Here is a 25,514-nt window from a genome sequence, read left to right as displayed (position 1 = left end):
TTTCATCGTTTGTTAATTCGAGTTGACAAACAGTGCATTTAAATTCCTTGAAATGATTTGTTACATTTCTAGTAGTAATTATTTTATGACCAAATAGAGTGCATAGAATCTTTTTACTTAGAAATTTTTCTATGATTTGGATTGCATTCATACTATTTGGTCATTTAGATTTGGGGTTAAAAGGGGATTAAACTTAATTAATTGTCGTTTAAATACAAAATAAAATCGATTAAAAGCATTTTAATTTAATAAAAACAATAAAATTCTTATAAATTAAACGAAGGAAAAATTTGTCACCCCACATAAAAAAATGGGAGAGCAAAAAAAATCCTCAACTACTTAAGCAGTTGAGGATTAAAATTTATAACGATAAAAATTACTTACTAACTTTTTTCTTCTTTATTAAAATAAACCAAGTAATAATACATCTGTTTTTCTTCATCCCAACCTTTTTCTACAAATTTTTCTGCACTTTCAGGATTGATGAAATCCATTTTAATTTGGATGTGCGTATCTAAATTGATTACGTTTTTGATTGATTTTCGAGCATCAGAAACTGCTGCATTTGCAATAGGAAATGACGTGACATCTTCAATACTATATTTCTCTCCTTTGTCAACTTTATAGTTCTTAAACTCAGGAATTAAGTCGGGATTGTCTAATACTTCGTTTAAGAAATTTGTTTCCTCGAACTGATCATTTTTCGCAAAATAATTTACGGAGCGGTTCATAAACATCACCTCTTCTTTTTTGTCCTCGGCAGGGAAAACTACATCTTTAGCAAAGTTTTGACAGAATTTTAAATACTTTTTAGTGATAAAGTTTTCATCTTCAAAAGCATCTACAGATAAGAAATGTTCCAACCAATATCTGGCATCATAACGATTGCTGTCAACAGTTAGGATTTTGTAACCTTCTTCTTTTTTATAATTAAAGATAATACATCCTTTGTCTAGTTTATTCAAACTCACACCATGTTGCAAAATCATCTCTAAATGCGAAGCTTTTTCTTCAAACTGCAAAAAGTCTGCTTGAATTTCACTTTTGAAAATCCCTATAGCATCCACGACATTATTATCAATACTTACATTGGTTAAATAGGTAACATACACCTCACCATTCTTGATGTGCGGGTGATTCGACTGCTCAAATAAGTGTGAGGTGATTTTTTTAGAAACGTCATGAATTGTACTTGGATTATCAAAAACTTCCGTTGCAAATTTGAACATATCATTGTAATCCAAATCAATTTCATGGGCAAACTGAAAATAGTTTTCTTCTTTTTCTCTAAAAGGTTTAAAGAAAAATTCTTTCATCAAAGGCACAATTTCATCATTCAGATTAAAAGGTTGCTCTGATAAAAAAATCGCTTCGTTTCTACTTTTATTCCCCACTCTGTGAATGGATAAATTTTCAATGTGTGTATTGTATAAGTTGATCATTTTGTATGTTTTTTAGATAAAAGAACCAAGATGAAAGACAGTTAAAAAAGGTCTTTTATCTTGGCTCTTGATTCTTAATCTTCTAATTTTTTTAATTCCAGTTCTCCTCAAATCCAAAGTCTTCAAAACTATCGTCACCTTCAAACATGTCTAAATCATCTTCGTCTAAGCCGTCTTCAAATTCATCATTGTAGTCATCTGCATTATCAGATTCAAAGTTTTTCTCCATCGCTTCATCTGGCATTTCACCATGAGAAAAAATAGTTTCCGGATATAAATTACCAGCAACTTGATCTTCTATAGCAGCGAGTTCCACAAGGAATGTCCACATATTGATGAAATCATAAACATAGAGGATTTTAGTGTTTTCCTTGTTTAAAATATCAGATAATTGGTAATCGCTCATTATTTTTTGTTCACCTAAAACATCACCGGTATCAAAAAGTGAAATTTCTTCTTCTTGATTCCAAGTTTCATCGCAAGTGTAAAACGAAGCTACTTCCATTCCGTCAAATCCAAAAGAATTGAAAATTGCATTGTGCAAATCTTCTAAAGTATCGTCTTCAAGTATTGCAATGTCTCTAAAAACATCTTCTTCCGCGTCTAGAATTACTCTAAATTTATAAACCATAATCTTTGTTTTTATTGAAAGCTCAAAGGTAAAATTTAATTTTTAGATTTAGATTTTAGATTTTAGATTTGTTGATAAGATTTTTGTGTATAGATTCATTTATCAATAATGGTAATTCGAAGTTTATCTAAGTCAAGGTCTTAATAGAAAACGAGAGTTGTGAATTAGAATTTTCATTCGAAGGATTTCATTTTAATTGTTTTTTTAGACTTCAGTTTTATTTTTAAAGATGGTTGCAACTCTTTTTCTAAATTTATGGTATTTTTTATGATTTGGATAAGACCTGTTTGATGTCATATTATTAAAAACTAAAGCTACAGCAAGCAAAATTAGTACGCCGCTTAATACTGGAGAAAGTACATACCAATAGCCCATATTTTTAATTTCATTTGAACCAGTAACTGCTATAAGAGCGGTTGCCCCGCCTGGAGGATGTAGCGTTTTCGTTATTTGCATAAAAACGATAGATAGAGAAACAGAAAGTGGAGCAGTTAACCACAGTATATCTGGAACGAATTGATACACGGTAACTCCTATAATTGCAGAAATTAAGTGTCCTCCAATAAGGTTTCTCGGTTGCGCCAATGGACTTTGGATTACGCCATAAACTAGCACACTGGATGCGCCAAAGGAACCAATTAAATAAACAACATCAGATTGTGGTAACGTTTGGGATTGCAAATAAGCGAGTATTCCAATGCCTATAAAAGAACCGAGAAATGCCCAGAAATGTTCTTTGAAGTCAACCAATGTTTCTTTGTAGAGAATATATTTGGTTTTGCGGTAACTCCTTTTTATTTTTTGAACTGCCATCGATAATTATTTTGCTAAACTGGGAGAATAAGAGTAAACGGTGAACGGATAAATCATTTTAGAAGTGTATTTCGAAATTATACACACCACCAGAATTGGCAGAAACAATGTATAATCATTGGTTAAACCACAAACTAAAAATAGGGCAGTAAAAGGCGCATGAATACTGGCGCTCAAAACGGCTGCCATTCCTATTATCATGAAATTTATTGGAATTACATTGGCATTGAAAAACTGATTTAAAATTAAAGCAAGCAGTAATCCTAAAAAAGCACCAATAAATAAACTTGGTGCAAAAACGCCGCCATCGCCTCCTGAAGCTAAAGTGGCTGATGTAACAATAGGTTTCAAAACTAAAATTCCAATGCAAGTGAGTACCAATGAAAGCGAAAGTACCATTTCATTTGGATTGATGAAAATAGTTTTGATGGCATGATAGCCTTCGCCATACAGCTGTGGAAATACAAAAAGGCAAACGCTTAAAATTACAGATCCGAGGATGATTTTGTAATAGGGTACCTTTATTTTTGAAAATTGTGCTTTAAAAAACAACACACAACGGGTCAAATAAACCGAATTTATTCCTGCCATAATTCCAAGCAGTATAAAGTAAGGAATAGCTCTTAAATGCCAAGTCATATTATGTACTGCAAACAAAGGTTTTTCGTCCAATAAATGAATGAGTCCAAAAGCGATTGAAACAGCGATTAGATTGGTTAGTATAAATGCCCGAGTTACTTTTTTTGAAATTACTTCCAATGAAAATAAAAGACCGGCAATAGGACTGCTGAATAATGCGGTAATTCCGGCAGCAACTCCCGCACAGATTAACTCGGTTTTGTATTGTCGGAATACATTTTGTTTTCTTTGTGCCACAGAACCGATAGTAGCCGAAGCAACAACTGTCGAGACCTCTATTCCAGTAGAGCCACCAAAAACTACAGTCAATAAACCGTTAATGAAATGGGAAGGAATTTTATAACTGGGTAAATTATTCGAATTGGAATTAGTGCTTTCAAAGACTTCTTTTATGCCTTTGTTTTCCTTTTTCTTGAATACATTTTCTCGTAGAAAATAAATTATTGACAATCCAAAAACGGGGAAAACAACTAAAAATATTGGGTTAACTACCGTTTTATGAAAAAAGATTTCTTCATAATATTCAGTTGTATTTTTTAAAATAACACCTAAAAAAGCAGAAAGAAAACCAATTAATATGGATACAATTACTAGTTTTTGAACTTTAATGAAGCGATAATTTTTTTTGATTTGTGTGGTATTGTTCATTTGTAAAAGGAATGTGTCTGATTACTACAAAATTAAAGAAACATAATGGGAATCGAATAAAGAAAATGGATAGACTATTTTCTTTTGTGATTTAGATATTATTTTCACTTTTTTACAAGTAAAAACGCCTTATTTTTCATAAAACTCTACCGGTAAATCATCTGGATCTGCAATAAAGAAAAAACGTTTTTTAGTGTACTCATCAATACGAATTTCCTCTGAAGTTATATTTTGATTGATTAAAAAATCGCGGGTTAGTTGAATGTTGTTAACTTCAAAAGCTAAATGGCGTAACCCCGTTGCTTCTGGCTTTGAAGGTCGTTGTGGCGGGTTTGGAAATGAGAATAATTCAATCACATATTCTCCGTTAAGCGCCAAATCTAGTTTATACGATTGTCTTTCTTCGCGATAAATTTCATGAATAATTGTAAGCCCTAAAATAGTTGTATAGAACGTTTTAGATTTCTGATAATCGGAACAAATAATGGCAATGTGGTGGATTTTATTGAGTTCAAGCATGGCTGTTGTTCAAAAAAGCCTAATCGGTTGATTAGGCTTTAGGTTTTTATTTTTTTGTGTCAGAGCAAAGTCCTACAATTTCATGAAAAGTGTCGTGCAAATCCGTAATTGATTTCACAATTTCGGCATCAGTTCCATTTGACTTTACTAATTTGTGAAGTGCTTTGCTTTTAAGTTGCAGTCGTTCCGCTGAAGCTAAAATAGCGTTTGTTCTAAATTCTGTTGGAATATCTGATTTTAATAACATCGCTGCTTTGTTCATCATTTCTTCCGAACGTGCTTTTATTGGAGCCAGATTTCCTTCTTCTGCTGGATGGAAAGTTTGCGACATTACTTCGTGAAATTCTTTTATGGCAGGCCACTTATCAAAAGTAGATTGTGCCGAAACAGAGTTTGCGACAACGATAAGTGCCAAGACTAAAAATGTTTTTAGATGTTTCATTATGATTTGTTTAAGTTATTATAACAAAGATAGGGAAATTTAGTTTTGAGAAATTGCAATTCCAATATTCATCATTCATTCAATTTCCGAATCACTTTTGCCGGATTTCCAACCGCCAATGAATTGTCAGGAATGTCTTTGGTAACTACTGAACCAGTACCAATGACACAGCCATTTCCAATGGTAATACCCGGACAAATAACTGAATTTCCGCCAATCCAGCAATCATTACCGATGGTTATGGTTAAGGCGTTTTCCAAGGTTTTTCTCAATTCAGCATCCAGCGGGTGTGTGGCGGTATACAATTGTACTCCCGGTGCAAAAAAAACATTAGAACCAATAGTGACTTTGGCACAATCTAAAACAACACAGTTTACATTAAAATAAACATTTTTGCCACAACTGATATTGTATCCGTAATCACAATGAAATGGCGGTTCAATATAAAGATTCGCTCCTGCATTAGGAATCAGTTCTTTTATAATTTCCTTCGCTTTCTTGGTCATTCGATATTCTGTGACATTCAATCGGTGAAGTAAGTTTTTAGCTCTTCGACGGTCTTTTACTAAAACAGGATCGCCTGCTAAATAATATTCTCCGGCAATCATTTTTTCTTTTTCGGTTATCATAGTTTTTTTAATTGGAGCAAAGCAAGAAGGTATTTTTTGCTATTACATTTTAATTTTTGCTACTTTATAATGAATTTTCAGTGTTTCTTGCAATGCTGCACTTCCGTACCACAGCGTCAGTTCCGCTTCTAAAAGTTTCGATTGCACCGCAGGGTCTGTCGCCACAAATGTTTTCGCTTCTTCGAGACTGCTAGCATTAAAAATATAAATCCCTCGATAATTTTTATCATTTTTCATAAAAGGCCCTGCTACAACCAGTTTTCCTTCTTTGGCTAATCGATTGATGTTATTCATATGACCTTCAAATAGTTTTTGAGTTTCTTCTTTGGTAGCGTTAGTGTTGCTTCCTGTTTTTAGTAAACAAAAAACATATTGTTTCATTCCGTAATCATCTGCTTGTAGCGATTTTGCTAATTTTTCATCAAATGTAGATGCAGTTTCCTGAGAAAATAGTGCAGTACTAAAAGAGAACAGTAAAAGGAATATTATTGATTTTTTCATCTTTTTAGATTTGATTGTACACAAATTTAAGGTTTTCATTATAATATAAAAAATGTAGGATTCAAATTCGAAATGGATAGTGTAAAACAACTCATCCTGTAATTTCAACAGTTCAGTAATAACTTTTTCTGGTTCTGATTTTTGCGGGAGATATTTGCTTCATCAAAATCAAATATCATGAAACCAAGACGTGTAGAACTATCAAATCATTCAAAGAAAATTCTTAAATCGATTTTTACTTTTGCCATTTTATTCTTCAACTTGACTATTTTTTCGCAAAATACGATTTCAGGAAAAGTAGTAGATGAAAAAGGGAAACCCGTTTCGGGGGCAAATGTTTTTATCGAAGGAACTTATGATGGTTCGTCCACTACTGAAACAGGAAGTTTTAGTTTTACGACTACAACCGCGGGCAATCAAACATTAGTAGTGAGTTTCTTGATTTATGAAACTTCAAAAACGATAATTGATGTAGCTAATTTTCAAAATAAAACCATCAAACTACGAGAAAGCGTGACTTCGCTTGATGCAGTTGTGATTACAGCTGGAACATTAGAAGCGGGCGACAAAGCCAGAGTTTCGATGCTAAAACCATTGGATATTGTGACTACAGCTGGTTCTGCGGGGAATATTATTGCGGCTTTGCAAACGTTGCCAGGAACACAAACGGTAGGCGAGGACGGGCGATTGTTTGTTCGTGGCGGCGAGGCCAATGAAACACAGACTTTTGTAGATGGCATTCGGGTAGCGCAACCGTATGGCGCAACCACAAATAATTTGCCTACACGAGGTAGGTTTTCTCCTTTTCTGTTCAGCGGAATTTCTTTTTCTACAGGTGGATATTCAGCGGAATATGGCGAAGCGTTATCTAGTGTTTTATTGTTGAATACACAAGATGACCCAGACCAAAATAAGACGGAAATTTCTTTAATGACTGTAGGATTGGGTATTGGGAACACTCAAAAATGGAAAAAAAGTTCACTGAGCGTCAATGCGAATTATATTAATTTAGCTCCTTATCAAGCCGTAATTTCTCAAAACGTGGATTGGAATAGTCCTTTTCAATCGTTGTCTGGAGAAACGGTGTATCGCTATAACTTCAATAATGGGATTTTGAAAGTGTACGCTGCTTTTGACTCTTCAAAATTTGATATTAATCAGGAAAGCATCAATTCAGCGGAGAAAATCAGAGTTGATTTGAATAACAATAATTTCTATTTGAATTCGTCTTACAAAGGCGTTTTTGGTAACAATTGGCAAATTACTTCTGGATTGAGTTATGGCTACAGCAACAACAAAATAAATTTAGATTCAGATAAAGTGGCGAATGATGAAAATGCGGCCCATTTGAAATTAAAATTAAAAAAAAGCTTTTCTGACCGATTGAAACTTTCCTTTGGAGCGGATTATTTTGTGACTCAATTTAAGGAAGATTTCAACGAAAATTCAGGTTCGGTTTTCACCAATGGGTACGATTCGAACATTGCAGCTATTTATACCGAAGCTGATATTTTCTTCTCTAAAAAGTGGGCCGCAAAAGTTGGAATAAGGGCTTCAAATAATGATTTGCTGAACGAAACCGCTATTTCTCCCCGAATTTCATTTGCGTATAAAATGGCTAAAAACAGTCAGTTTTCATTTGCTTATGGCGATTTTACCCAAACTCCAAACGATGAATATATTAAGTATTCTAACAACAATCAGTTTGAAAGTGAAAAAGCTTCACATTACATTTTGAATTTCCAATACAATAAAAATGGAAAAACGTTTCGTGCAGAAACCTATTATAAATACTACAGTAATTTAGTGAAATTTGACACTAAAATGGCAGCGTACAATTCCATTTACAATAATTCTGGTTCGGGTTATGCGAAAGGTTTGGATTTGTTTTGGAGAGATGGAAAATCAATTAAAAACTTAGAATATTGGGTTTCCTATTCGTACATCGATACGGAAAGAGATTATAAAAATTTCAGTTCCCAAGTCACACCAAGTTTTGTTGCAGATCACAGCTTGTCTATCGTTACGAAATACTGGATAAACGACTGGAAATCTCAAATAGGTTTTACGAATTCCTACAGTTCAGGACGACCATATAACAATCCTAACGAAACGAAATTTATGAATGGAAAAACTAAATCGTACAACAGTTTAAGTTTCAATTGGGCGTATTTATTGAGCCAACAAAAGATTTTGTACTTCTCAGTTTCTAATGTTTTAGGTTCTCAGAATGTATTTGGTTATGAATATGCTAACAATCCAGATAATACAGGTTTTTACAAGAGAAAAGAAATTATACCTACTGCTGATCGTTTTTTCTTTGTAGGATTCTTTTGGACCATCAGCAACGATAAAAAAGACAATCAGTTGAGAAATCTTTAAGACTTTCAACTTAATCACAATTCATCCTTCAAAATTGACAGTTCAGTATTTTTAAATTTTATACCAATATAAACTGAGATACTTTTGAAGTATAAATAACACAACGTTTCAATCATCAAAAAAATAACCATTTAAAACCAAGAAATCATGACAAAAGTTATCACCACAATCGTATTTTTTATCTGTAGTTTAGTATCTGCTCAAGGGCAATTTGAGCAAGGAATGGGAAAAGCCTTCCAGTTATGGGGCGAAGGAAAAAACACCGAAGCTTCGGATTTATTTGAAAGAATTGCTGCTGCGGAAAAAACAAGTTGGTTGCCTAATTATTACGTGGCATTAGTAAATACGACGACTGCTTTTAGAACAAAAGATAAAGAGCAAATGAATTTATTGCTTTCGAAAGCACAAAACGCATTGAATATTGAAATGGATAAAAATCCAAGTAATGCCGAATTATTAGTTATACAAGCTATGATTCACACCGCTTGGATTGCTTTTGATCCAATGACAAACGGACAAAAATTATCTGGAACGGTTATGGAATTGTACGGAAAAGCAGAAGCAATTGCTCCAGAAAATCCAAGAGTTGTTTTTGGCAAAGCCGAATTTGAAATAGGCGGTGCTAAATTTTGGGGTACAGACACTAAACCAATGTGTGTGCAAATTGAAAAAGCTATTGGACTTTTTGCTACTTTTAGACCGGAAACACCTTTCTCTCCAAAATGGGGATTGGACAGAGCTTTAGCAGCACAAAAAAATTGTAAATAAGAGAATTTTTTTTTTCTGGATTGTAGCATCGGAATAAACAGCAAAGAAATGAATATACTATACAAACAACTTCAAAAAGTAATAAAACTAACCCTGATTATATTTATTGTAATTGAAGTTATTAATGTGATTATGGGTAGTGAAATTCATTTTGACAAGAGGCTTTTGGTACATTTTTTCTTTACAGCATTGTACACGTTTTCCCTTTATGGAGCTAATGCGTTGCTTTTTGTAAAATTAGATGCCTTTTTTGTAGATCGATTTTCAATTAAAAGATTGGTAACGGGTTTTATAGGTTCTTTTGGAGTCTCATTAGCAGTGATTTTTTTACTGCATGTTTTTGAAGAAGTAGTTTACGGTAATAACTCTTTTGAAAACTTTTTAGCAAACGAAAAGCCTTCGAATTATTTAGCGTCGATCATAATTACTTTTTTTGTGACGTTGTCAGTACACGCCATTGCTTTCTACAAGGCTTATAATGAGAACAAAGTCAAAGAGCAAAAAATTATAGCGGGAACCGCTAACGCTAAGTTTGAGAGTTTAAAAAATCAAATTGATCCTCATTTTTTGTTTAATAGTTTGAATGTATTGAGTTCTTTGATCGAAGAAAATCCAGATAATGCACAGCGATTTACAATTTCACTATCAAAAATTTACCGTTATGTATTAGAACAAAAAGACAAAGAACTGGTTTCTGTTGAAGAAGAATTAGCTTTCGCCAAAACATATATGAATTTATTGAAAATGCGTTTTGAGAACAGCTTGTTTTATGAATTGCCAACAACTATCATTTCGGCCGAAGCCAAAGTAGTACCACTTTCTTTGCAGCTTTTATTGGAGAATACCGTTAAACACAATGTGGTTAGTGAGCAAAGGCCTTTGCATATTAGAATTTATGTGGAAGGCGATTATTTAGCCATTCAAAATGATTATCAGAAGAAAGAAGTTTTACAGGAAAGACAAGGTGTTGGGTTGCAAAATATTGTCAACAGATATGCAATCATAACGAACAGGAAAGTCTTGATTGTACAAAATGAGAAAACATTCACAGTCAAAATACCGCTTTTGACAAAACAAATTACAGTTATGGAAACAACTTCAAATATTAACGAAAATAGTGCGTATTACAACGCCAAAAAAAGAGTGGATGCACTTAAAGGATTTTACACAAACTTGATTTCTTATTGTTGCGTAATTCCGTTTTTAATCTTTATTAATTTAACGTTTTCGCCACATTTTCAATGGTTTTGGTTTTCTGCAGCCGGTTGGGGATTTGGATTAACGATGCATGCTTTCAAGGTTTTTGGTTACAGTTCGAATTGGGAAGAAAGAAAAATCCAAGAGATTTTGCGCAAAGATGAGCAAAGACAAACTTGGAAATAGAAATCAAATGAATTTTAAACGCTTAAAAATTTAAATAAAAAATCATGGAAAATACTTATAAAAATGATGAACGCTATTATAAAGCGAAAAAACAAGTGGAAGAAATTAAAGGGTTCTACGGGAACTTGACAGCCTATATTGTCTTTAATATTGCTCTCCTAGTAATAAATTTAGTAACATCTCCGGAGCATTTATGGTTTTTTTGGCCTATGTTGGGGTGGGGAATTGGAGTGATTTTTCATGGTATGAAAGTCTTTAACTATATGCCGTTTTTTGGAGAAAATTGGGAGCAGCAAAAAATCAAAGAGTTCATGGATAAGGAAAATTTAAGAAAAGACAATTGGACTTAATGCTGTAGTTTTATCTCAAAATAGAATTTGTTTTAATAATAAATACATAATAACATCAAAATGAAAAGAAATAATAATTCTGAGTTTGGAGAATTCCAGCCGGAAGATAAGTACGCAGCCGCCCAACGGGAAGTTAAACGATTGAAAGGTTTTTATACGCATTTAATAGTGTATATAACGGTAAATTTACTAATCGTATTCATTAACTTTAGAGATTTAGATGCGGGAGAAAGTTATTTTAAAATAGAGAATTTCTTTACGGCTTTCTTTTGGGGAATTGGATTGTTAGCACATGCTCTTTCGACTTTTATTCCTAATTTTATTTTTGGAAGAAATTGGGAAGAGAAAAAAATAAAGGAATTCATGGACAAGGAAAAAAGTGAAAAATGGGAATAAAACCCAAGGATTCAGTACTAATTTAATTAAACAACCCAATAAACGATTCAATAGTAAATGACCACAATCATAATCGAAGACGAAAAACCGGCAGCAAGATTACTGCAACGAAAATTAGAAAAGCTAAACATTCAAGTGGGGGTACTATTGCATTCTGTTGCAGAAGCGATTGATTGGTTTTCCACAAATGAGCATCCGGATTTGATTTTTTTAGACATTCAATTATCGGATGGATTGTCTTTTGAAATTTTCGAGAAAGTTGAAATTAAAAGTGCCGTAATCTTCACAACAGCTTATGATGAATATGCGCTTCGTGCTTTCAAATTGAATAGCATCGATTATCTTTTGAAACCCATTGACGAAGATGATCTTGAAATTGCAGTTGCTAAATTCAAGTCGCTTTTGCCAAAGCAAGAATTACAATCTCAAAACCTTGGAATCGATTTTGAGCAAATTAAAAAGATGTTGACCAATCCATTTGAGAAAAACTATAAAAAACGATTTACGGTAAAAATAGGCCAACATTTAAAGGTGATTGCTACCGATGAAATTGAGTGTTTTTTTAGTGAAAATAAAGGAACCTATTTGCATACTTTTGACAATAGAAATTATTTAATGGAGTGCACGCTGGAACTTTTGGAACAGGAATTAGATCCCGCTGATTTCTTTCGAATCAGTAGAAAATTTATAATTCCGCTGAAAGCAATCAAAGAAATTGTTGTCTACAGTAACTCTCGTTTGAAAGTTATTTTGCCATCTTATAAAGAGGAAGAGGTGATTGTGAGTAGAGAAAAAGTATCCGATTTTAAGACGTGGATTGGGTAGTTTTAGAGCATAAAAAAACTGTTTCAAAGCGCATTCAAAAAAAACTAAAAAGGAAAAATTGGACGCTAGCAATTGAAACAGTTTAAGTACGTTTAGAACTTAGAAATTAATCAAATAATGATTTGATTTCTTTTTCTGTCTTGCCTAATTTTTGTTGTAATTTACCCCACATTTCATCTTCTTTTCCTTCATCGTATAATAAATTATCATCCGTCAAATCGGCAAATTTCTGTTTAAGTTTGCCTTTTAGTTCATTCTAGTTTCCTTCAATCTCTTTTGAATTTGGCATAATATCTAAGTTTAAAATTACTATTTGTTGATTACAAATTTGACTATTTTAAACTTCAAAAATATTATATAATTTTGAGAAACTGTTGCGAAATCCCATTGCATTATTCAGTTTTGTTTTGAGTTTAGTTAATAAAATAAATCAAATCAAGTCTTGAATAATTACTGTAAGTGTTCCTATTTAAAATAATGGTAACGTGTAACTTGTGTTTTTAATATAGATTATATCTATGGAGGTTTTAAGCCTTAAAAAACACTTTTCGGATGCCAATAATTACAAAAATTAATGCGGTGTAAATAATGAAAAATGGAATGATATATTCTATTAAACCCATTGGTAGCATTACGGCAATTATCAATAGTTGAAAACCCAATCCGTAAATTGAAAGTACCGTCATGAACCAGTTTGGAAACGTTTTTACTTTGTACGCTTCTTGGTCAAGTGTGTGGATTATTTTGTCAAAAGTTCCGTAGACAATTGTATATATTCGGAATAAAATATCAACTGATTTTTGTGTTTCGCCAGGTAAAGCACGAGGGGATTTGTATTCGAAAATTTTGCTGGTTGTATCTCCACCTACTGATTTATTTCTTAAAATAACATAGTAATAATTGTATAAAGTACCTTGTAATTGGATGCCAATAAAAGCTAAAATAGTAAGCCAAAATGATGTTTTTGAAACGTAACAAATTGTCATCAAAAAAAGAAAATTCAGAATGATATCAAACACGCTGTCTAAGTATCTTCCGGTGTAAGAAGGCGTGTTTTTTATTCTTGCCAATTCACCATCAGCAGCATCGATCATTGATTTTAAAATGATAAAAAAACCGGCAAAATAATAACTTCCTTCTAGGATAAAGTAAATTGCAAGTAATCCTGAAACTCCAAAAAGTAGGGTAACATGGATGGGAGTGAACCGAGTATTTTTTAGTGTATTGGCTAGAAATTTCCCAAATGGTCTTCCATAATCTGATAAATCTAAAAATTTATCTTGAGCGGCAAGTTTAGACATTTATGTTGATGAACAAAGAAATGTGACAATATAGTCAGGTGTAATAATTGTTGTGTTTTATTGATTTCAAATATCGTTTAAAACTATGCATTTTCAGTACACATCTCGCTTTAACTTCTAAAAAAAAATCAAACTACAGATTCGCAAATTATTCCAATTGTAATAGTTTAAAATTTGCAAATCTGCAGTAAAAAAATCGTAATTCAAACTTGCAGATTTCAGTCTGCTAACCAAATTTATGGACTTTCAGTCCGTGGTTTATTTTGATAATCGATGTAAAGTAAATGTCATTGCTGTCAATAAAAAGAAAGCCATTACTTGGTGTACTAATCCCAGCCAAAGTGGAACATGGTAAAGTAATGTGAAAACACCTAATGTGAATTGTAAAAATACAATTAATACTAGGATATTGATTCCTTTTTTCTGCAACAAAGAAAGTGCGTATTTTTTACTACTGAAATAGAGCGCAAGAATTAATCCTACAACAACATATGCCATAGTTCGATGTACAAACTGAACGCCACTTTTTCCTTCAACGAGATTCAAGAACAAAGTGCTTTTTTCAATAAACACACTGTCGTGAATGAATTGTCCGTCGCTCATTAATGGCCAGTGATTGTGAATTAAACCTGCATTTAATCCGGCAACAAACCCACCGTAGATTATTTGTAATAGTAAAAATACTAACGAAATACGTGCTAATTTCCGCAAGGGTAGTATGACAGCTACTTTGTTTGGATAGATTAAGTCCAAAGCTACCCACAGCGTATAGGCAAAGGTTATAAAGGCGAATGTCAGGTGTAATGCCAATCTAAAATGACTTACATCTGGATTGTCAATTAATCCGCTTCGTACCATAAACCAGCCTAAAAATCCTTGGAAACCACCCATTAAAAGTAAAACAACACATTTTTTGATGGTTCCGCTAGAAAGACGTTTCTTGAATAAGAAATAGATGAATGGTACAATAAATGCTAACCCAATTATTCTTCCTATAAAACGGTGAAACCATTCCCAGAAATAAATAAATTTATAGTCACTGAGTGTAAAATCGTTGTGTATGTTGATTTTTTGATATTCTGGAAATTTTTTATACTCTTCAAAAGCGTGAGACCATTTTTCTTCAGTTAAAGGCGGAAAAGTATCGGTTACTAAATGCCAATCGGTCATTGATAAACCAGAATTGGTCAATCGGGTAATTCCTCCCACTACAACCATCATAAACAATAATAAGCATCCTGATAACAACCAAATGATAACGTAATTATTCTCTTTTTTCATTATTTGAAATTAATTTATGCAAAGATATTTGAAATGTAATTAATTGTTAATTCAACAAGCGTTAATCTTTAATCCAATTTTCGCTGCTCTTTTTAGCATGAATTCATAGGCTGCTTCATATTCATTTGGAATTTCTCCTTCCAGAATAGCTTCTTTTATGGCTTCTTTTAGCATTCCTATTTCTTTTGAAGGCTTTAAATTGAATTTTTCCATAATCTCTTCACCTGATATTGGCGGTTGAAAATTACGTACTTGATCGCGTTCTTCTACTTCTACAATTTTCTTTCGAACAATTATAAAGTTATTGTGGTATTTTTTGAATTTATTAGGGTTTTTGGTTGTAATATCAGCCTCACAAAGTGTCATTAAATTTTCAACATCTTCACCAGCGTCAAAAACCAAACGACGTACAGCAGAATCTGTAACGGTATCTTGCGATAAAACTATCGGGCGCGAACTCATCATGACCATTTTTTGCACAAATTTCATTTTGTGATTCAATGGCATGTGTAAGCGTTCAAATATTTTTTTTGCCATTTTTCCACCCAGAAATTCATGTCCGTGAAAAGTCCAGCCTTGTTTTTTATTAAAACGTTTTGTGGGTGCTTTTCCAATGTCGTGCAATAATGCAGACCAGCGCAACCAAACATCATCAGTATGTGGGCAAATATTGTCAACAACTTCAAGCGTGTGATAAAAATTGTTTTTATGTGTGTGTCCTTCAATTTCTTCAACTTGATTCAAAGCGGTCAATTCTGGTAAAATAATATCCAAAAGGCCTGTTTTGAACAAAAGCAAAAATCCTACTGAAGGTTTATCGGTAGAAAGGATTTTGTTCAGTTCATCCACAATGCGCTCTCCAGAAATAATTTTGATTCGTTCTGCGTTTTTGGTTATAGAATTCAACGAATTTTCTTCGATTTCAAACCCTAATTGATTCGCAAAACGAATGCCTCGCAACATGCGCAACGGATCATCAGAAAAAGTCAGATCTGGATCCAACGGTGTTTTTATTATTTTATTTTTTAAATCGGCTAAGCCATTAAAAGGGTCTGAAAGCGCTCCAAAATTTTCTTTATTTAAAGATAAAGCCAATGCATTTATCGTAAAATCACGGCGATTTTGGTCGTCTTCAAGCGTCCCGTTTTCTACTACTGGATTCCGACTTTCAAAATGATACGATTCTTTTCTAGCACCTACAAACTCAATTTCAGTATCTTCAAAACGCAACATCGCTGTTCCATAGGTTTTGAAAACTTGAACTTTTGGTTTGTTAGGAAGTAGTTTTGAAACGTGCAAAGCCAATTCGATTCCGCTGCCCACGGCAACAATATCAATGTCTTTTTTGAAGTCTCTTTTCAAAAGCAAATCTCGCACGAAACCTCCAATCACGTAACTTTCAACGTTAAGTTCTTGGGAAGCTTGAGAAATGACTTCGAATATCTTATTATTTAAGGCTGATTTGTAATTCATATTTTTGATGACCGCAAATTCGCAAATTATTTTTTTGAATCTATGATGCGTTTGTATTCTAATGATGTTAAGTTAAAATTGGCAAGTATTGCAAGTTTACTTTTAGAGACTTTTAAATAGTTTAAACATTGGTTATAATGATTGTTGTTGAAACAATCAACGGTTTTTATTTCGAGAATATTTTTATCGTAAACCACAAAATCTGCATAAAATTTATGTTTTAAAATAGTGTCTTTGTAATAAACAGAAAACTCTTTTTCTCTTTGGTATGGAATAATTTGTTGCTGAAATTCATATTCAATAGCATCTTTATACACTATTTCAGAAAAACCTTTTCCGAGATTTTTATGCACTTCAAACAGAATGCCTACTATTGTGTAATTTTCATCTTTATAAATGTATTCTTCCATGTAGACTAAAAAAAATTTGCGAATTTGCGGTAAAATTTTACTTTCGAATCACTTTCACCTGAGAATCATTCGTTAATTTTATTATTGTTGAAGGTTTTCCTCCAATTTTTTCGCGATGTAAATTTACAACATAGTCTACACCTTTTATAATTTCGGGATTAATATCTTTGAAGGCAATAGGAGTTGGCTGTCCAGAGATGTTTGCCGAGGTTGAAACCAATGGTTTTTTCATCTTTTCCATTAGTTTAAAGCAAAACGGTTCTTTTACAATACGAATTCCAAGAGATTTATCTGCTGATATAATATTTGGTGCTACATTTCTAGGATTATCTAAAATTAGAGTGGTTGGATTTTCAGACAAGTCGATAATTTGCCATGCTACTTCAGGAATGTCTTTGAAAACATTATACATCATTTTTTCGCCATTCATCAAAACAATCATACTTTGGGTTTCGGCTCTTTGTTTGAGTTTGTATATTTTGGCAACAGCCTCAGCATTTGTGGCGTCACAACCAATTCCCCAAACAGTGTCAGTAGGATAGAGAATGATTCCGCCTTCTTTTATGATTTCGTAGGCTTTGTGTACTTCTTCGTTGATGTTTTCCATATTTTTATTTTTGTGGATAAGTTTTAATTTCCTAAAACTAATGTAATTTCCAGAGTGTAAAAATACTTCATTTGTGGTTTGTAATCCAAATATATTTAAAGGTTTACTTTTTTGAATTTTGGATATGATATAAAGAAAATAGTTTTTGTCATGTAAACAATCGTTTTGAGTAAATCACTTTTAAAATTTGAAGTCTGAACCGCAATACTTACTTTTGTAGTAGTTTAATTCGAGTCTTTATGAAATATATTTTGAATCCATCTTTTAAAACGTTTGAAAAAGAAATTAGTAATGATGTTAGTAGTTTTTATCAAAAAGGAACTCTTTTTGGAGATGGTAAGCGCAATACTATAAAGTTATTTGAATTAGAAGGTAAAATGATGAATATTAAATCATTCAAAAAACCACATTTAATTAATAAAATAGCCTATAAATATTTTAGAAAATCTAAAGCCAGACGTTCTTATGAGTATGCAAATAAATTGCTCGAAAATGAAATTGGGACTCCACAACCCATAGCGTATTTTGAAAATTATGATTGGCTAGGTTTGATGGATAGTTATTATTGCAGCGAACACCTTCAAGCGGATTTGACTTTTAGAGAATTGGTAAATGACCCCAATTATCCTGATTTTGAAAATATTTTGCGTCAGTTTTCTAAGTTTTCATTCGATTTACATCAAAAAGGCATTGAGTTTTTAGACCATTCCCCAGGAAATACATTGATTAAAAAAGGCAATGAAAATCAATATGATTTCTTTTTGGTAGATTTAAATAGAATGAATTTTCATAAATCTATGGATTTTGATCAACGAATGAAAAATTTAAGCAGGCTTACACCAAAGAAAGAAATGATTGCGATAATGAGTGATGAATATTCTAAATATTATTCAGAGTCCAGTAGTTTAATTTTTGAAAAAATGTGGCAAGCTACTAATGAGTTTCACTATAAATTTGCCCGCAAAAAGAGATTGAAAAAGAAGCTCAAGTTTTGGAAATCTTAATTTGAATTCATTTTTTTTAATTCCTGAAAGCGAGTGTACACACTGAAGGCTTTCAAATAACAAATAATAATTCCATTTTTACCATCTAAAAAACCCAATCTAAAGAGGTATTTATTTAGGAATAGGTACATAGGGCGAATGTAAAAATGAAAAAAAGTAGGCTTGATTCCATTTTTGAATGCTTCTTTAGCCTTTAGTTTTCCGTAAAAAATCATTTTTTGCTTGTAATCAGAATAATTTCTATAGGAATAATGGATTAGTTTATTCTTTAACGTGCCAGTTTTTCCTGTTACAATTAATTTTTCATGAACAATTTTTTCTAAATTATAATGGGCATTTTCTTTCTTGAAAAGCCTGAAAATTTTATCTGTTTGGGAACCGCAAAATCGTATTCTTGTGTTTTTAAACATAAAAGTTCTGTAGAAATAATAGGCTGAAAACGCCTCTTTTGATTGAATTGTTTTCAGTATTTCCTCTTTTAGTTCTGGAGTTAACCTTTCGTCAGCATCTAAAAAAAGAATCCAAGAATTCTTAGCTAATCTAACGGCATAGTTGCGTTGTGTGGCATAATTTTCAAAATGATGTTGGACGATCTTCACATTATTGTAACTAGACGCAATGGCTATGGTCTTGTCTGTGCTAAAAGAATCCACGACGATAATTTCATCTGCAATATTCAAATTTTCTATAACGGATGCAATATTATGTTCTTCGTTCTTCGTTATAATCAAGGCGCTTAATGGCATGTTCTTTTAGACCGTTTTTCTATTAGTATAGCTCTATTTTTTGAAAATGGAGTTGATTTTAAATCTTCTTAATATTGAAATTTTGCGTTTTTCGGGTACTCCATTTTTTTGGATATAATCGGCAACTGCCTCTACCATTCTTTTTGCTGATTGTCCATCATTATAAGGATGGTAATTTTCAAAAATAAATTTGCGCTCTTTTGAATATGGATCTTCATTAAGGTTTTTCTCCACTAATGATAAGAGTTCATCATAGTGGGAACTATTTTGCCAAAGTATTTGTTCTGATATGTTATTGAATGTTATAACAGGCTTGTCGAGCAATAAAAATTCATAGATTACAGAAGATGTATCGCTAATGAGTAGATCAGAAATTAATAAAAATTTGATAATATTTTTTTCTGTTTCAAAAATTATATTAGTAATTTCACGGGCTAAATCGGTATAGATTTGAATCCACGATTCGTCCATTAAAGGATGAAACTTTAATAAAATCAAATAGTCTTTATGCTCTGATAACGCCTTTATTTGCTCCTTTAAAAATGGCGCGGAAGTCAGTTTAGGAGAAAATGTAGGAGCGTAAAGCAGGATTTTTTTTGCGTTATGCTTTTCTAGTAATTCTTTTTTTTCTTGTTCAAAAGCTGATTTGTCTGTCCCGTAAATATCTAATTTGGGCCAGCCAGTTTCAATAATATCAAAGTCTTTATGAATCGATTTTAATTTCTTAAATCGTTCTGTGAAGTAAGGTCCTTGAGTTAAGTATAAGTCAAAATAATGACGAATTCTAAAATGTCCTTTTTTCTCACCAGCTAATCCATGAAATATTTGAACTTTCAGTCCTCTTAAATAATAAGGAACTTCGTTGCCTGGTACAAATAGTACATCACTTTCAAAGTTTTTTAATTCAGTAATAGACGAAGTGTGTTTCTCCTCTTTAAACGGAAAATCATGAATTATTTTGTCATTAATATACCAAATATACTCATGACCATTATTTTCACAATAGGTTTTTATAGGTTCAAGAATTCCAAAAGCATAATTATTTTGACAAAAAAGAATACACTTCATGTTTACAACATATTATTGACATTTTCTAAATCTTCTATAAAGTCAATTTCCATACAATTATAGGCTGAAATATCTACAGCTTTAATTTTAAGATTGTCCTTTTCAATTGCTAGTTCTAATCCTCTTTCAAAATAATCATTGTCATCACATTCTTCAAGTCTGTTGATGAAGCTTTTTATATCATTTGATGAGATAAAATTGATTCCTACGGCTTCTCCAAGACCATTTTCTACCGTTTTAGAAAGTTGGTCGATGTAGTCGTCTTTTAAGGTATATTTTACTTCTTCATCAGCAACTTTACTAGTGTTTACAGCAACAAAAGATTGATTTGACTTAATGTATGGTTTTAGTATGTTTAAGAGTAATTTGTCAAAAACAACATCTCCATTCATCCATAAAACCGATTTGTCAATGTTTTTCTTTAATGCTTTTAGTAGGCTTTTTGAGGTATTGGTTCTGTCAAAAAACGGATTGTAGATGTAGGTTAATTCAGGAAAACGCTCCATAATGAGGTCTTTTTTAAACCCTACAACCACATTGATATTGTCAATATTGTATTTTGAAGTTATATTTTCAAGTTGGGTTTCCATAATGCTTTTTCCGTTTTTCAAAGGGGTTAGCGGTTTTGGAAATGGGTTTCCAAGTCTAGAGCCCATACCAGCAGCAAGAATAATGATCTTCATGATTTATTTTTAAATAATTGTAATTTTTCAAAGGTAAAGAAAATGATGTAGGATAAAAACAATTTTATAGAATTGTTAAATTTTTAATACCAAAAATGTCTGATGTTATAATGCTATTATTCGGTTTAATATCAGTTTACATACTCTTATGGAAATGGCAATAGCCAATAATACTAACGCTTTTTTTGACTAATAGTAATGCTTGTAAAAAATATTCTTTAAATATCTATAACACTCGTTTTCTATAGTTGCTAAAATGTATTTAAATTTTTGTTGAATTTGTAGTACAATTTGTTTACTTGAAGAACAAGTTAAGGATTTAAACAATTTTTTTGTTTGCTTACGGTTTTGGTATTTAATCCTTAAAGTTTTTTATGCAACCAATTTAAAATATAAGATTGTGTTTTGTTATCTGCCATTTCTAAACTTTGAAATGTCATGAATACTTTGTTTTTATTAATGTCAAACCAAAATAATTTAAGCATCACCACTAAGTGGTTTTTGTAGGATCGAAAATAAGATAATTTAGTATTCTTTTGAAAATCGTAAGTATTGTTTTTAATTTCTAGATGATCGGATAATGAGCATATTATAAATTGGTTTTTATCTCGAAATCTATATTGTATATTGTTTTTTACATCGTAATTTTTAAAAAAAGCAGCTATAGTCGATTTTCTTATAGGGTATGGAGAGTGAAATCTTCTGATGTATTTGTCGGTTCCAGCTAATTTCGCACCATTTTGTTGCAATTCTTTATAGCTAATGCCTTTTTTAGGTACATATTTCCCCATTGATGCGAGTAGATTATGATACATTTTTCTGTACATTCTGTCCTCGTTAAATGTTTTCCAGTTCCCTCTGATTATTGGTTTTCCGTTGGTAAAAAAATCAGAAACATTTGCATCTCTCATGATAAAGAAATCATCATTAAAAAGAACGAAATGTTCTGATAATTTTGGAATATTAAAAAGTAAAGATTCTATAGAGCAGGAATTGAAACACGGTAAAAATTCCTCATACCCTTTAAATAACACTTTATGATCAATTAATTCCAAATTAATTCCTGATGATTTACCCAAAGCTTTTAGCGATTCAAAAGCTTCAGGTTGTTGATCATCAGTAATTAAGTATATGTTTTTAAAAAAAGGAGCGTATTTTATAATGGATTTGATAGCAATATCGATCTCACCTATAGAATTAAACCGAACACTTTCTTTCTTATTAGTAAAATCTATTTTAACGGTTAAGTAGTTATTTAATTGTTCTTGCCATTTTTTGTCGTTACCATTAACCCATGGAATAACTGCATCAAGCTGAAAAGTCGAAGTTTTTTCACTCATAGGGTAGCTTAGTTTAAGATATTCCCTCGTTTTTTGGGAATCTGATTTATGGCAAAAAAATAAAATGCTACTAATTTAAATTCTTATTATACCGCTACATCATATTCGCGTAAAGCATTATTCAACGACGTTTTCAAATCTGTTGAAGGTTTACGAGTTCCAATGATTAAAGCGCAAGGCACTTGGAATTCACCTGCAGCGAATTTTTTAGTATAGCTTCCTGGAATTACAACGGAACGAGCAGGAACATAACCTTTCATTTCAACTGGAGTTTCACCTGTAACATCAATTATTTTTGTGGATGCAGTCAAACAAACATTGGCACCAAGAACCGCTTCTTTCCCAACGTGAACGCCTTCCACTACGATACAACGGGAACCAATAAAAGCACCGTCTTCAATAATTACCGGAGCTGCTTGCAAAGGTTCTAGAACACCACCAATACCAACACCGCCGCTTAAATGTACGTTTTTACCAATTTGAGCACAACTTCCTACGGTTGCCCATGTGTCCACCATTGTTCCCTCGTCTACATAGGCACCAATGTTTACATAGCTAGGCATCAAAATTACACCACTTGAAATATAGGCGCCATAACGTGCTACCGCATTTGGTACTACACGAATTCCTTTTTCGGCATAGCCTCTTTTCAATAACATTTTGTCATGGTATTCGAAAATTCCAGATTCTAATGTTTCCATTTTTTGAATAGGGAAATACATCACTACCGCTTTTTTAACCCATTCGTTTACTTGCCATCCCTCATCAACTGGTTCAGCCACACGTAATTTTCCAGTGTCTAATAATTCGATAACTTCTCTGATAGCATCAGTTGTTGTAGTTTCTTGCAACAATGCACGGTTTTCCCAAGCTTGTTCTATAATTGTTTGTAATGGATTCATTTTAGTTAGATTTTTAGCAAAGATATGTTTTTTAACTAAAATCAAAAATGCAAATTGATTTGAATAATGTTACATATTTAACTTCGTAGTGTTTTCTTTTTGTAACGATTAAAACTAAAGGAGTGAAATTTGTAATTATCATAAATGATTAAGCATTGTTTTTCAAGTCTAAAATATTTTATCTTTGCATAAGACATACATTAGTTCTAGAGATAATTAGATTAGAATTTCAACCCACATAAAATGCCAAGAATTCTGTCCATAGATTACGGTCAAAAACGTACAGGAATAGCCGTTACTGATGAAATGCAAATCATAGCTTCAGGTTTAACTACTATTCCATCACCAACTGCAATTGCTTTTTTGAAAGATTATTTTGCTAAAGAAAAAGTTGAGGCCGTACTCATTGGTGAACCCAAACAAATGAATGGAGAACCTTCAGAAAGTGCTTCTATCATCAAAGGTTTTGTAACTCATTTTACCAATCATTTTCCAGATATGAAAGTAATTCGGGTAGATGAACGTTTTACTTCAAAAATGGCTTTTCAAACCATGATTGACAGTGGTCTTAGCAAGAAACAGCGACAAAACAAAGGGCTTATTGATGAGATTTCGGCAACGATAATGCTTCAGGATTATTTAACTCGAAAATTGTTTTAAAACCCAACTCGAATTCCATAGCAATACTCTAAAGTAGATTTGTAATTCCTTACTTTTTAACAATAATTTGTTACATTTTTTTTACATATATAAAGTATATTTGCACTTTAAAATTTTGTTATGCCCGATACAACCATTCGTTCGCAAAGTGATGTAGTTCTTATAGGAGCTGGAATAATGAGCGCCACTCTTGGCTTAATCCTAAAAGAGTTACAACCAGATATAAAGATTGAAATTTACGAAAGATTAGATATTGCTGCTGCCGAAAGTTCTGATGCATGGAATAATGCAGGAACGGGACATTCTGCTTTTTGTGAGCTTAATTATACTCCAGAAAGTGAAGATGGAAGCATCAATCCAAAAAAAGCAATAAGTATTGCAGAATCTTTCGAGGTTTCCAGACAGTTTTGGGCCTATTTAGTGCAACAAAATAAAGTTTCATCACCTGAAAATTTCATTAAAAGTATTCCTCACATGAGTTTTGTTTGGGGAGAAAAAAATGTAGAATACCTTAAAACAAGATTTGAGGCTTTACATTCGAATCCTCTTTTTAAACAAATGGTTTTCAGTACTGATTTTGCTCAATTAAAAGAATGGATGCCTCTTGTTATGGAAGGTAGAAATGAATCTGAAAAAGTTGCTGCAACGTCAATGGCTATTGGAACTGATGTGAATTTTGGAGAATTAACCCGAAATATTTTTAATTATTTGGCTAAATTGGATGGAGTTACGATGTATTTTAATCATGAAGTTCAAAAATTGAGACAACGTGAAGATAAATCGTGGAGAATAAAAATTACTGATTTGGCTACAGGCCAAAAAAGAAAAGCATACACTAAATTTGTTTTTATTGGAGCTGGTGGCGGTTCATTGCCATTATTAGAAAAAGCAAACGTTCCAGAAGGAAAAGGCTATGGCGGTTTCCCTGTGAGCGGACAGTGGTTAAAATGTACCAATCCTGAGGTGATTGCTAAACATCAAGCAAAAGTATATGGAAAAGCGAGTGTGGGTGCGCCCCCTATGTCAGTTCCACATATTGATTCCCGAATGATAAATGGTGAAAAGCAACTACTTTTTGGACCTTTTGCAGGTTTTTCTACTCGATTTTTAAAAAATGGTTCTTATTCTGATTTGCCATTATCCATAAAACCTGATAATATCATTCCCATGATTGCTGCTGGTATTAAAAATATCCCACTTACAAAATACTTGATTGAGCAAGTGCGTCAGTCTCCTAAAGACAGAATTAATGCATTGAGAGAATATGTTCCTGGTGCAAGGTCTAAAGATTGGGTTTTAGAACGTGCAGGACAACGTGTTCAAGTCATAAAAAAGGATGAAAAAGAAGGTGGAATATTAGAGTTTGGAACCGAAGTAATCACAACTGCAGATGGATCTTTAGCTGTTTTGTTAGGAGCATCTCCAGGCGCTTCAACTGCTGTTTCTATTATGGTGGATTTAATAGGAAGGTGTTTTAAAGACGAAATAGAAACTCCAGAATGGCAGGATAAATTAAAAGCTATGATTCCTTCATATGGTCAGACTTTGAATGATAATCCAGATTTATTAGAAGAAGTAAGAAAAAATACCTCTTCAGTTTTGAAACTGAAAAATTAGTAAAAGTAACTTTGTAACAAAAGGCGCTAGATTTTAGATTTTCTCTAATTCTGG

The 25,514-nt window shown here is 32.4% G+C and carries 27 protein-coding genes and 1 pseudogene; 9 read left to right on the top strand and 19 right to left on the bottom strand.

The genetic code is table 11. The annotated features are described in order from the left end of the window. Positions 1–383 precede the first annotated feature (383 nt). The 8 genes from V5J73_RS09760 to V5J73_RS09725 all read right to left on the bottom strand — a co-directional run bounded on the left by V5J73_RS09760 (position 384) and on the right by V5J73_RS09725 (position 6,264). Positions 384–1,442 (bottom strand): nucleoid-associated protein, encoded by a 1,059-nt coding sequence (locus V5J73_RS09760; protein ID WP_338645477.1) that lies wholly within the window; start codon positions 1,440–1,442, stop codon positions 384–386. 91 nt (positions 1,443–1,533) lie between these two features. Then, positions 1,534–2,073 (bottom strand): IS1096 element passenger TnpR family protein, encoded by a 540-nt coding sequence (locus tag V5J73_RS09755; RefSeq protein WP_338645475.1) that lies wholly within the window; start codon positions 2,071–2,073, stop codon positions 1,534–1,536. Between the two features lie 204 nt (positions 2,074–2,277). Continuing rightward, the gene (locus V5J73_RS09750; RefSeq protein ID WP_338645473.1) at positions 2,278–2,886 is read right to left on the bottom strand and encodes an HPP family protein; all 609 of its coding nucleotides are present in this window, start codon (positions 2,884–2,886) and stop codon (positions 2,278–2,280) included. A 6-nt stretch (positions 2,887–2,892) separates the two neighbouring features. Further along, on the bottom strand, positions 2,893–4,173 hold the full coding sequence (locus tag V5J73_RS09745; RefSeq protein ID WP_338645471.1) for a chloride channel protein: 1,281 nt from the start codon (positions 4,171–4,173) through the stop codon (positions 2,893–2,895). A 129-nt stretch (positions 4,174–4,302) separates the two neighbouring features. Beyond that, a complete protein-coding gene (gene gloA2, locus V5J73_RS09740; protein WP_338645468.1) occupies positions 4,303–4,692 on the bottom strand; it encodes an SMU1112c/YaeR family gloxylase I-like metalloprotein in 390 nt (129 codons plus the stop codon). A 46-nt stretch (positions 4,693–4,738) separates the two neighbouring features. Beyond that, positions 4,739–5,134: a hypothetical protein gene (locus V5J73_RS09735; protein WP_338645466.1), complete on the bottom strand. Its 396-nt coding sequence runs from the start codon at positions 5,132–5,134 to the stop codon at positions 4,739–4,741. Positions 5,135–5,205: 71 nt separating this feature from the next. Beyond that, entirely contained in the window at positions 5,206–5,763 is a 558-nt protein-coding gene (locus tag V5J73_RS09730; RefSeq protein WP_338645464.1) for a sugar O-acetyltransferase, read from the bottom strand. 42 nt (positions 5,764–5,805) lie between these two features. Further along, positions 5,806–6,264 carry a YciI family protein gene (locus V5J73_RS09725; RefSeq protein WP_338645462.1) on the bottom strand — a complete coding sequence of 153 codons (459 nt, stop codon included), beginning with the start codon at positions 6,262–6,264 and terminating at the stop codon, positions 5,806–5,808. A 177-nt stretch (positions 6,265–6,441) separates the two neighbouring features. On the opposite strand from V5J73_RS09725, the gene V5J73_RS09720 reads away from it, so the two are divergent. The 6 genes from V5J73_RS09720 (at position 6,442) to V5J73_RS09695 (ending at position 12,368) form a co-directional block, all read left to right on the top strand. Further along, on the top strand, positions 6,442–8,646 hold the full coding sequence (locus tag V5J73_RS09720; RefSeq protein ID WP_338645460.1) for a TonB-dependent receptor: 2,205 nt from the start codon (positions 6,442–6,444) through the stop codon (positions 8,644–8,646). A 147-nt stretch (positions 8,647–8,793) separates the two neighbouring features. Beyond that, positions 8,794–9,414, top strand: coding sequence for a hypothetical protein (locus V5J73_RS09715; protein WP_338645458.1), 621 nt, complete (start codon positions 8,794–8,796; stop codon positions 9,412–9,414). A gap of 48 nt (positions 9,415–9,462) precedes the next feature. Then, positions 9,463–10,797: a histidine kinase gene (locus V5J73_RS09710; RefSeq protein ID WP_338645455.1), complete on the top strand. Its 1,335-nt coding sequence runs from the start codon at positions 9,463–9,465 to the stop codon at positions 10,795–10,797. Positions 10,798–10,841: 44 nt separating this feature from the next. Beyond that, entirely contained in the window at positions 10,842–11,147 is a 306-nt protein-coding gene (locus V5J73_RS09705; RefSeq protein ID WP_338645453.1) for a 2TM domain-containing protein, read from the top strand. Positions 11,148–11,207: 60 nt separating this feature from the next. After that, positions 11,208–11,543: a 2TM domain-containing protein gene (locus V5J73_RS09700; protein ID WP_338645450.1), complete on the top strand. Its 336-nt coding sequence runs from the start codon at positions 11,208–11,210 to the stop codon at positions 11,541–11,543. A 57-nt stretch (positions 11,544–11,600) separates the two neighbouring features. Beyond that, positions 11,601–12,368: a LytR/AlgR family response regulator transcription factor gene (locus V5J73_RS09695; protein WP_338645448.1), complete on the top strand. Its 768-nt coding sequence runs from the start codon at positions 11,601–11,603 to the stop codon at positions 12,366–12,368. Between the two features lie 106 nt (positions 12,369–12,474). Here V5J73_RS09695 and V5J73_RS09690 read toward each other — a convergent pair. The 6 genes and pseudogenes from V5J73_RS09690 to V5J73_RS09665 form a co-directional block, all read right to left on the bottom strand. Next, positions 12,475–12,657: pseudogene (locus V5J73_RS09690) on the bottom strand (CsbD family protein). Positions 12,658–12,895: 238 nt separating this feature from the next. After that, entirely contained in the window at positions 12,896–13,669 is a 774-nt protein-coding gene (locus V5J73_RS09685; protein WP_338645446.1) for a CDP-alcohol phosphatidyltransferase family protein, read from the bottom strand. Between the two features lie 258 nt (positions 13,670–13,927). Next, positions 13,928–14,950, bottom strand: coding sequence for a COX15/CtaA family protein (locus tag V5J73_RS09680; RefSeq protein WP_338645444.1), 1,023 nt, complete (start codon positions 14,948–14,950; stop codon positions 13,928–13,930). Between the two features lie 51 nt (positions 14,951–15,001). After that, a complete protein-coding gene (locus tag V5J73_RS09675) occupies positions 15,002–16,423 on the bottom strand; it encodes a CCA tRNA nucleotidyltransferase (RefSeq protein WP_338645442.1) in 1,422 nt (473 codons plus the stop codon). A 26-nt stretch (positions 16,424–16,449) separates the two neighbouring features. Further along, a complete protein-coding gene (locus V5J73_RS09670) occupies positions 16,450–16,833 on the bottom strand; it encodes a GxxExxY protein (protein ID WP_338645440.1) in 384 nt (127 codons plus the stop codon). A gap of 37 nt (positions 16,834–16,870) precedes the next feature. Further along, a complete protein-coding gene (locus tag V5J73_RS09665; protein ID WP_338645439.1) occupies positions 16,871–17,440 on the bottom strand; it encodes an L-threonylcarbamoyladenylate synthase in 570 nt (189 codons plus the stop codon). 239 nt (positions 17,441–17,679) lie between these two features. Between V5J73_RS09665 and V5J73_RS09660 the strand changes: the two genes are divergently transcribed. Further along, entirely contained in the window at positions 17,680–18,444 is a 765-nt protein-coding gene (locus V5J73_RS09660; protein WP_338645437.1) for a Kdo domain containing protein, read from the top strand. Here V5J73_RS09660 and V5J73_RS09655 read toward each other — a convergent pair. From V5J73_RS09655 to V5J73_RS09635, 5 genes are all read right to left on the bottom strand, one after another. After that, the gene (locus tag V5J73_RS09655) at positions 18,441–19,190 is read right to left on the bottom strand and encodes a glycosyltransferase family 2 protein (protein ID WP_338645434.1); all 750 of its coding nucleotides are present in this window, start codon (positions 19,188–19,190) and stop codon (positions 18,441–18,443) included. The genes V5J73_RS09660 and V5J73_RS09655 overlap by 4 nt on opposite strands. A 33-nt stretch (positions 19,191–19,223) precedes the next feature. After that, complete coding sequence (locus tag V5J73_RS09650) at positions 19,224–20,258, bottom strand: CDP-glycerol glycerophosphotransferase family protein (RefSeq protein ID WP_338645432.1); 1,035 nt, start codon at positions 20,256–20,258, stop codon at positions 19,224–19,226. 2 nt (positions 20,259–20,260) lie between these two features. Further along, a complete protein-coding gene (locus tag V5J73_RS09645) occupies positions 20,261–20,941 on the bottom strand; it encodes a phosphocholine cytidylyltransferase family protein (protein ID WP_338645430.1) in 681 nt (226 codons plus the stop codon). 362 nt (positions 20,942–21,303) lie between these two features. Next, positions 21,304–22,281 (bottom strand): Stealth CR1 domain-containing protein, encoded by a 978-nt coding sequence (locus V5J73_RS09640; RefSeq protein WP_338645428.1) that lies wholly within the window; start codon positions 22,279–22,281, stop codon positions 21,304–21,306. Between the two features lie 86 nt (positions 22,282–22,367). Further along, positions 22,368–23,183, bottom strand: a complete 816-nt coding sequence (locus tag V5J73_RS09635; protein WP_338645425.1) for a 2,3,4,5-tetrahydropyridine-2,6-dicarboxylate N-succinyltransferase — start codon at positions 23,181–23,183, stop codon at positions 22,368–22,370. 243 nt (positions 23,184–23,426) lie between these two features. On the opposite strand from V5J73_RS09635, the gene ruvX reads away from it, so the two are divergent. Then, positions 23,427–23,843, top strand: a complete 417-nt coding sequence (gene ruvX, locus V5J73_RS09630; protein WP_338645423.1) for a Holliday junction resolvase RuvX — start codon at positions 23,427–23,429, stop codon at positions 23,841–23,843. Between the two features lie 120 nt (positions 23,844–23,963). Next, positions 23,964–25,460: a malate:quinone oxidoreductase gene (locus V5J73_RS09625; RefSeq protein WP_338645420.1), complete on the top strand. Its 1,497-nt coding sequence runs from the start codon at positions 23,964–23,966 to the stop codon at positions 25,458–25,460. The last annotated feature ends 54 nt before the right edge of the window (positions 25,461–25,514 follow it).

Source organism: Flavobacterium sp. KS-LB2 (assembly GCF_036895565.1).
Taxonomy (GTDB): Bacteria; Bacteroidota; Bacteroidia; order Flavobacteriales; family Flavobacteriaceae; genus Flavobacterium.
Note: the sequence above shows the minus strand (reverse complement) of the source record. Positions and strands in the feature narration are given on the sequence as shown.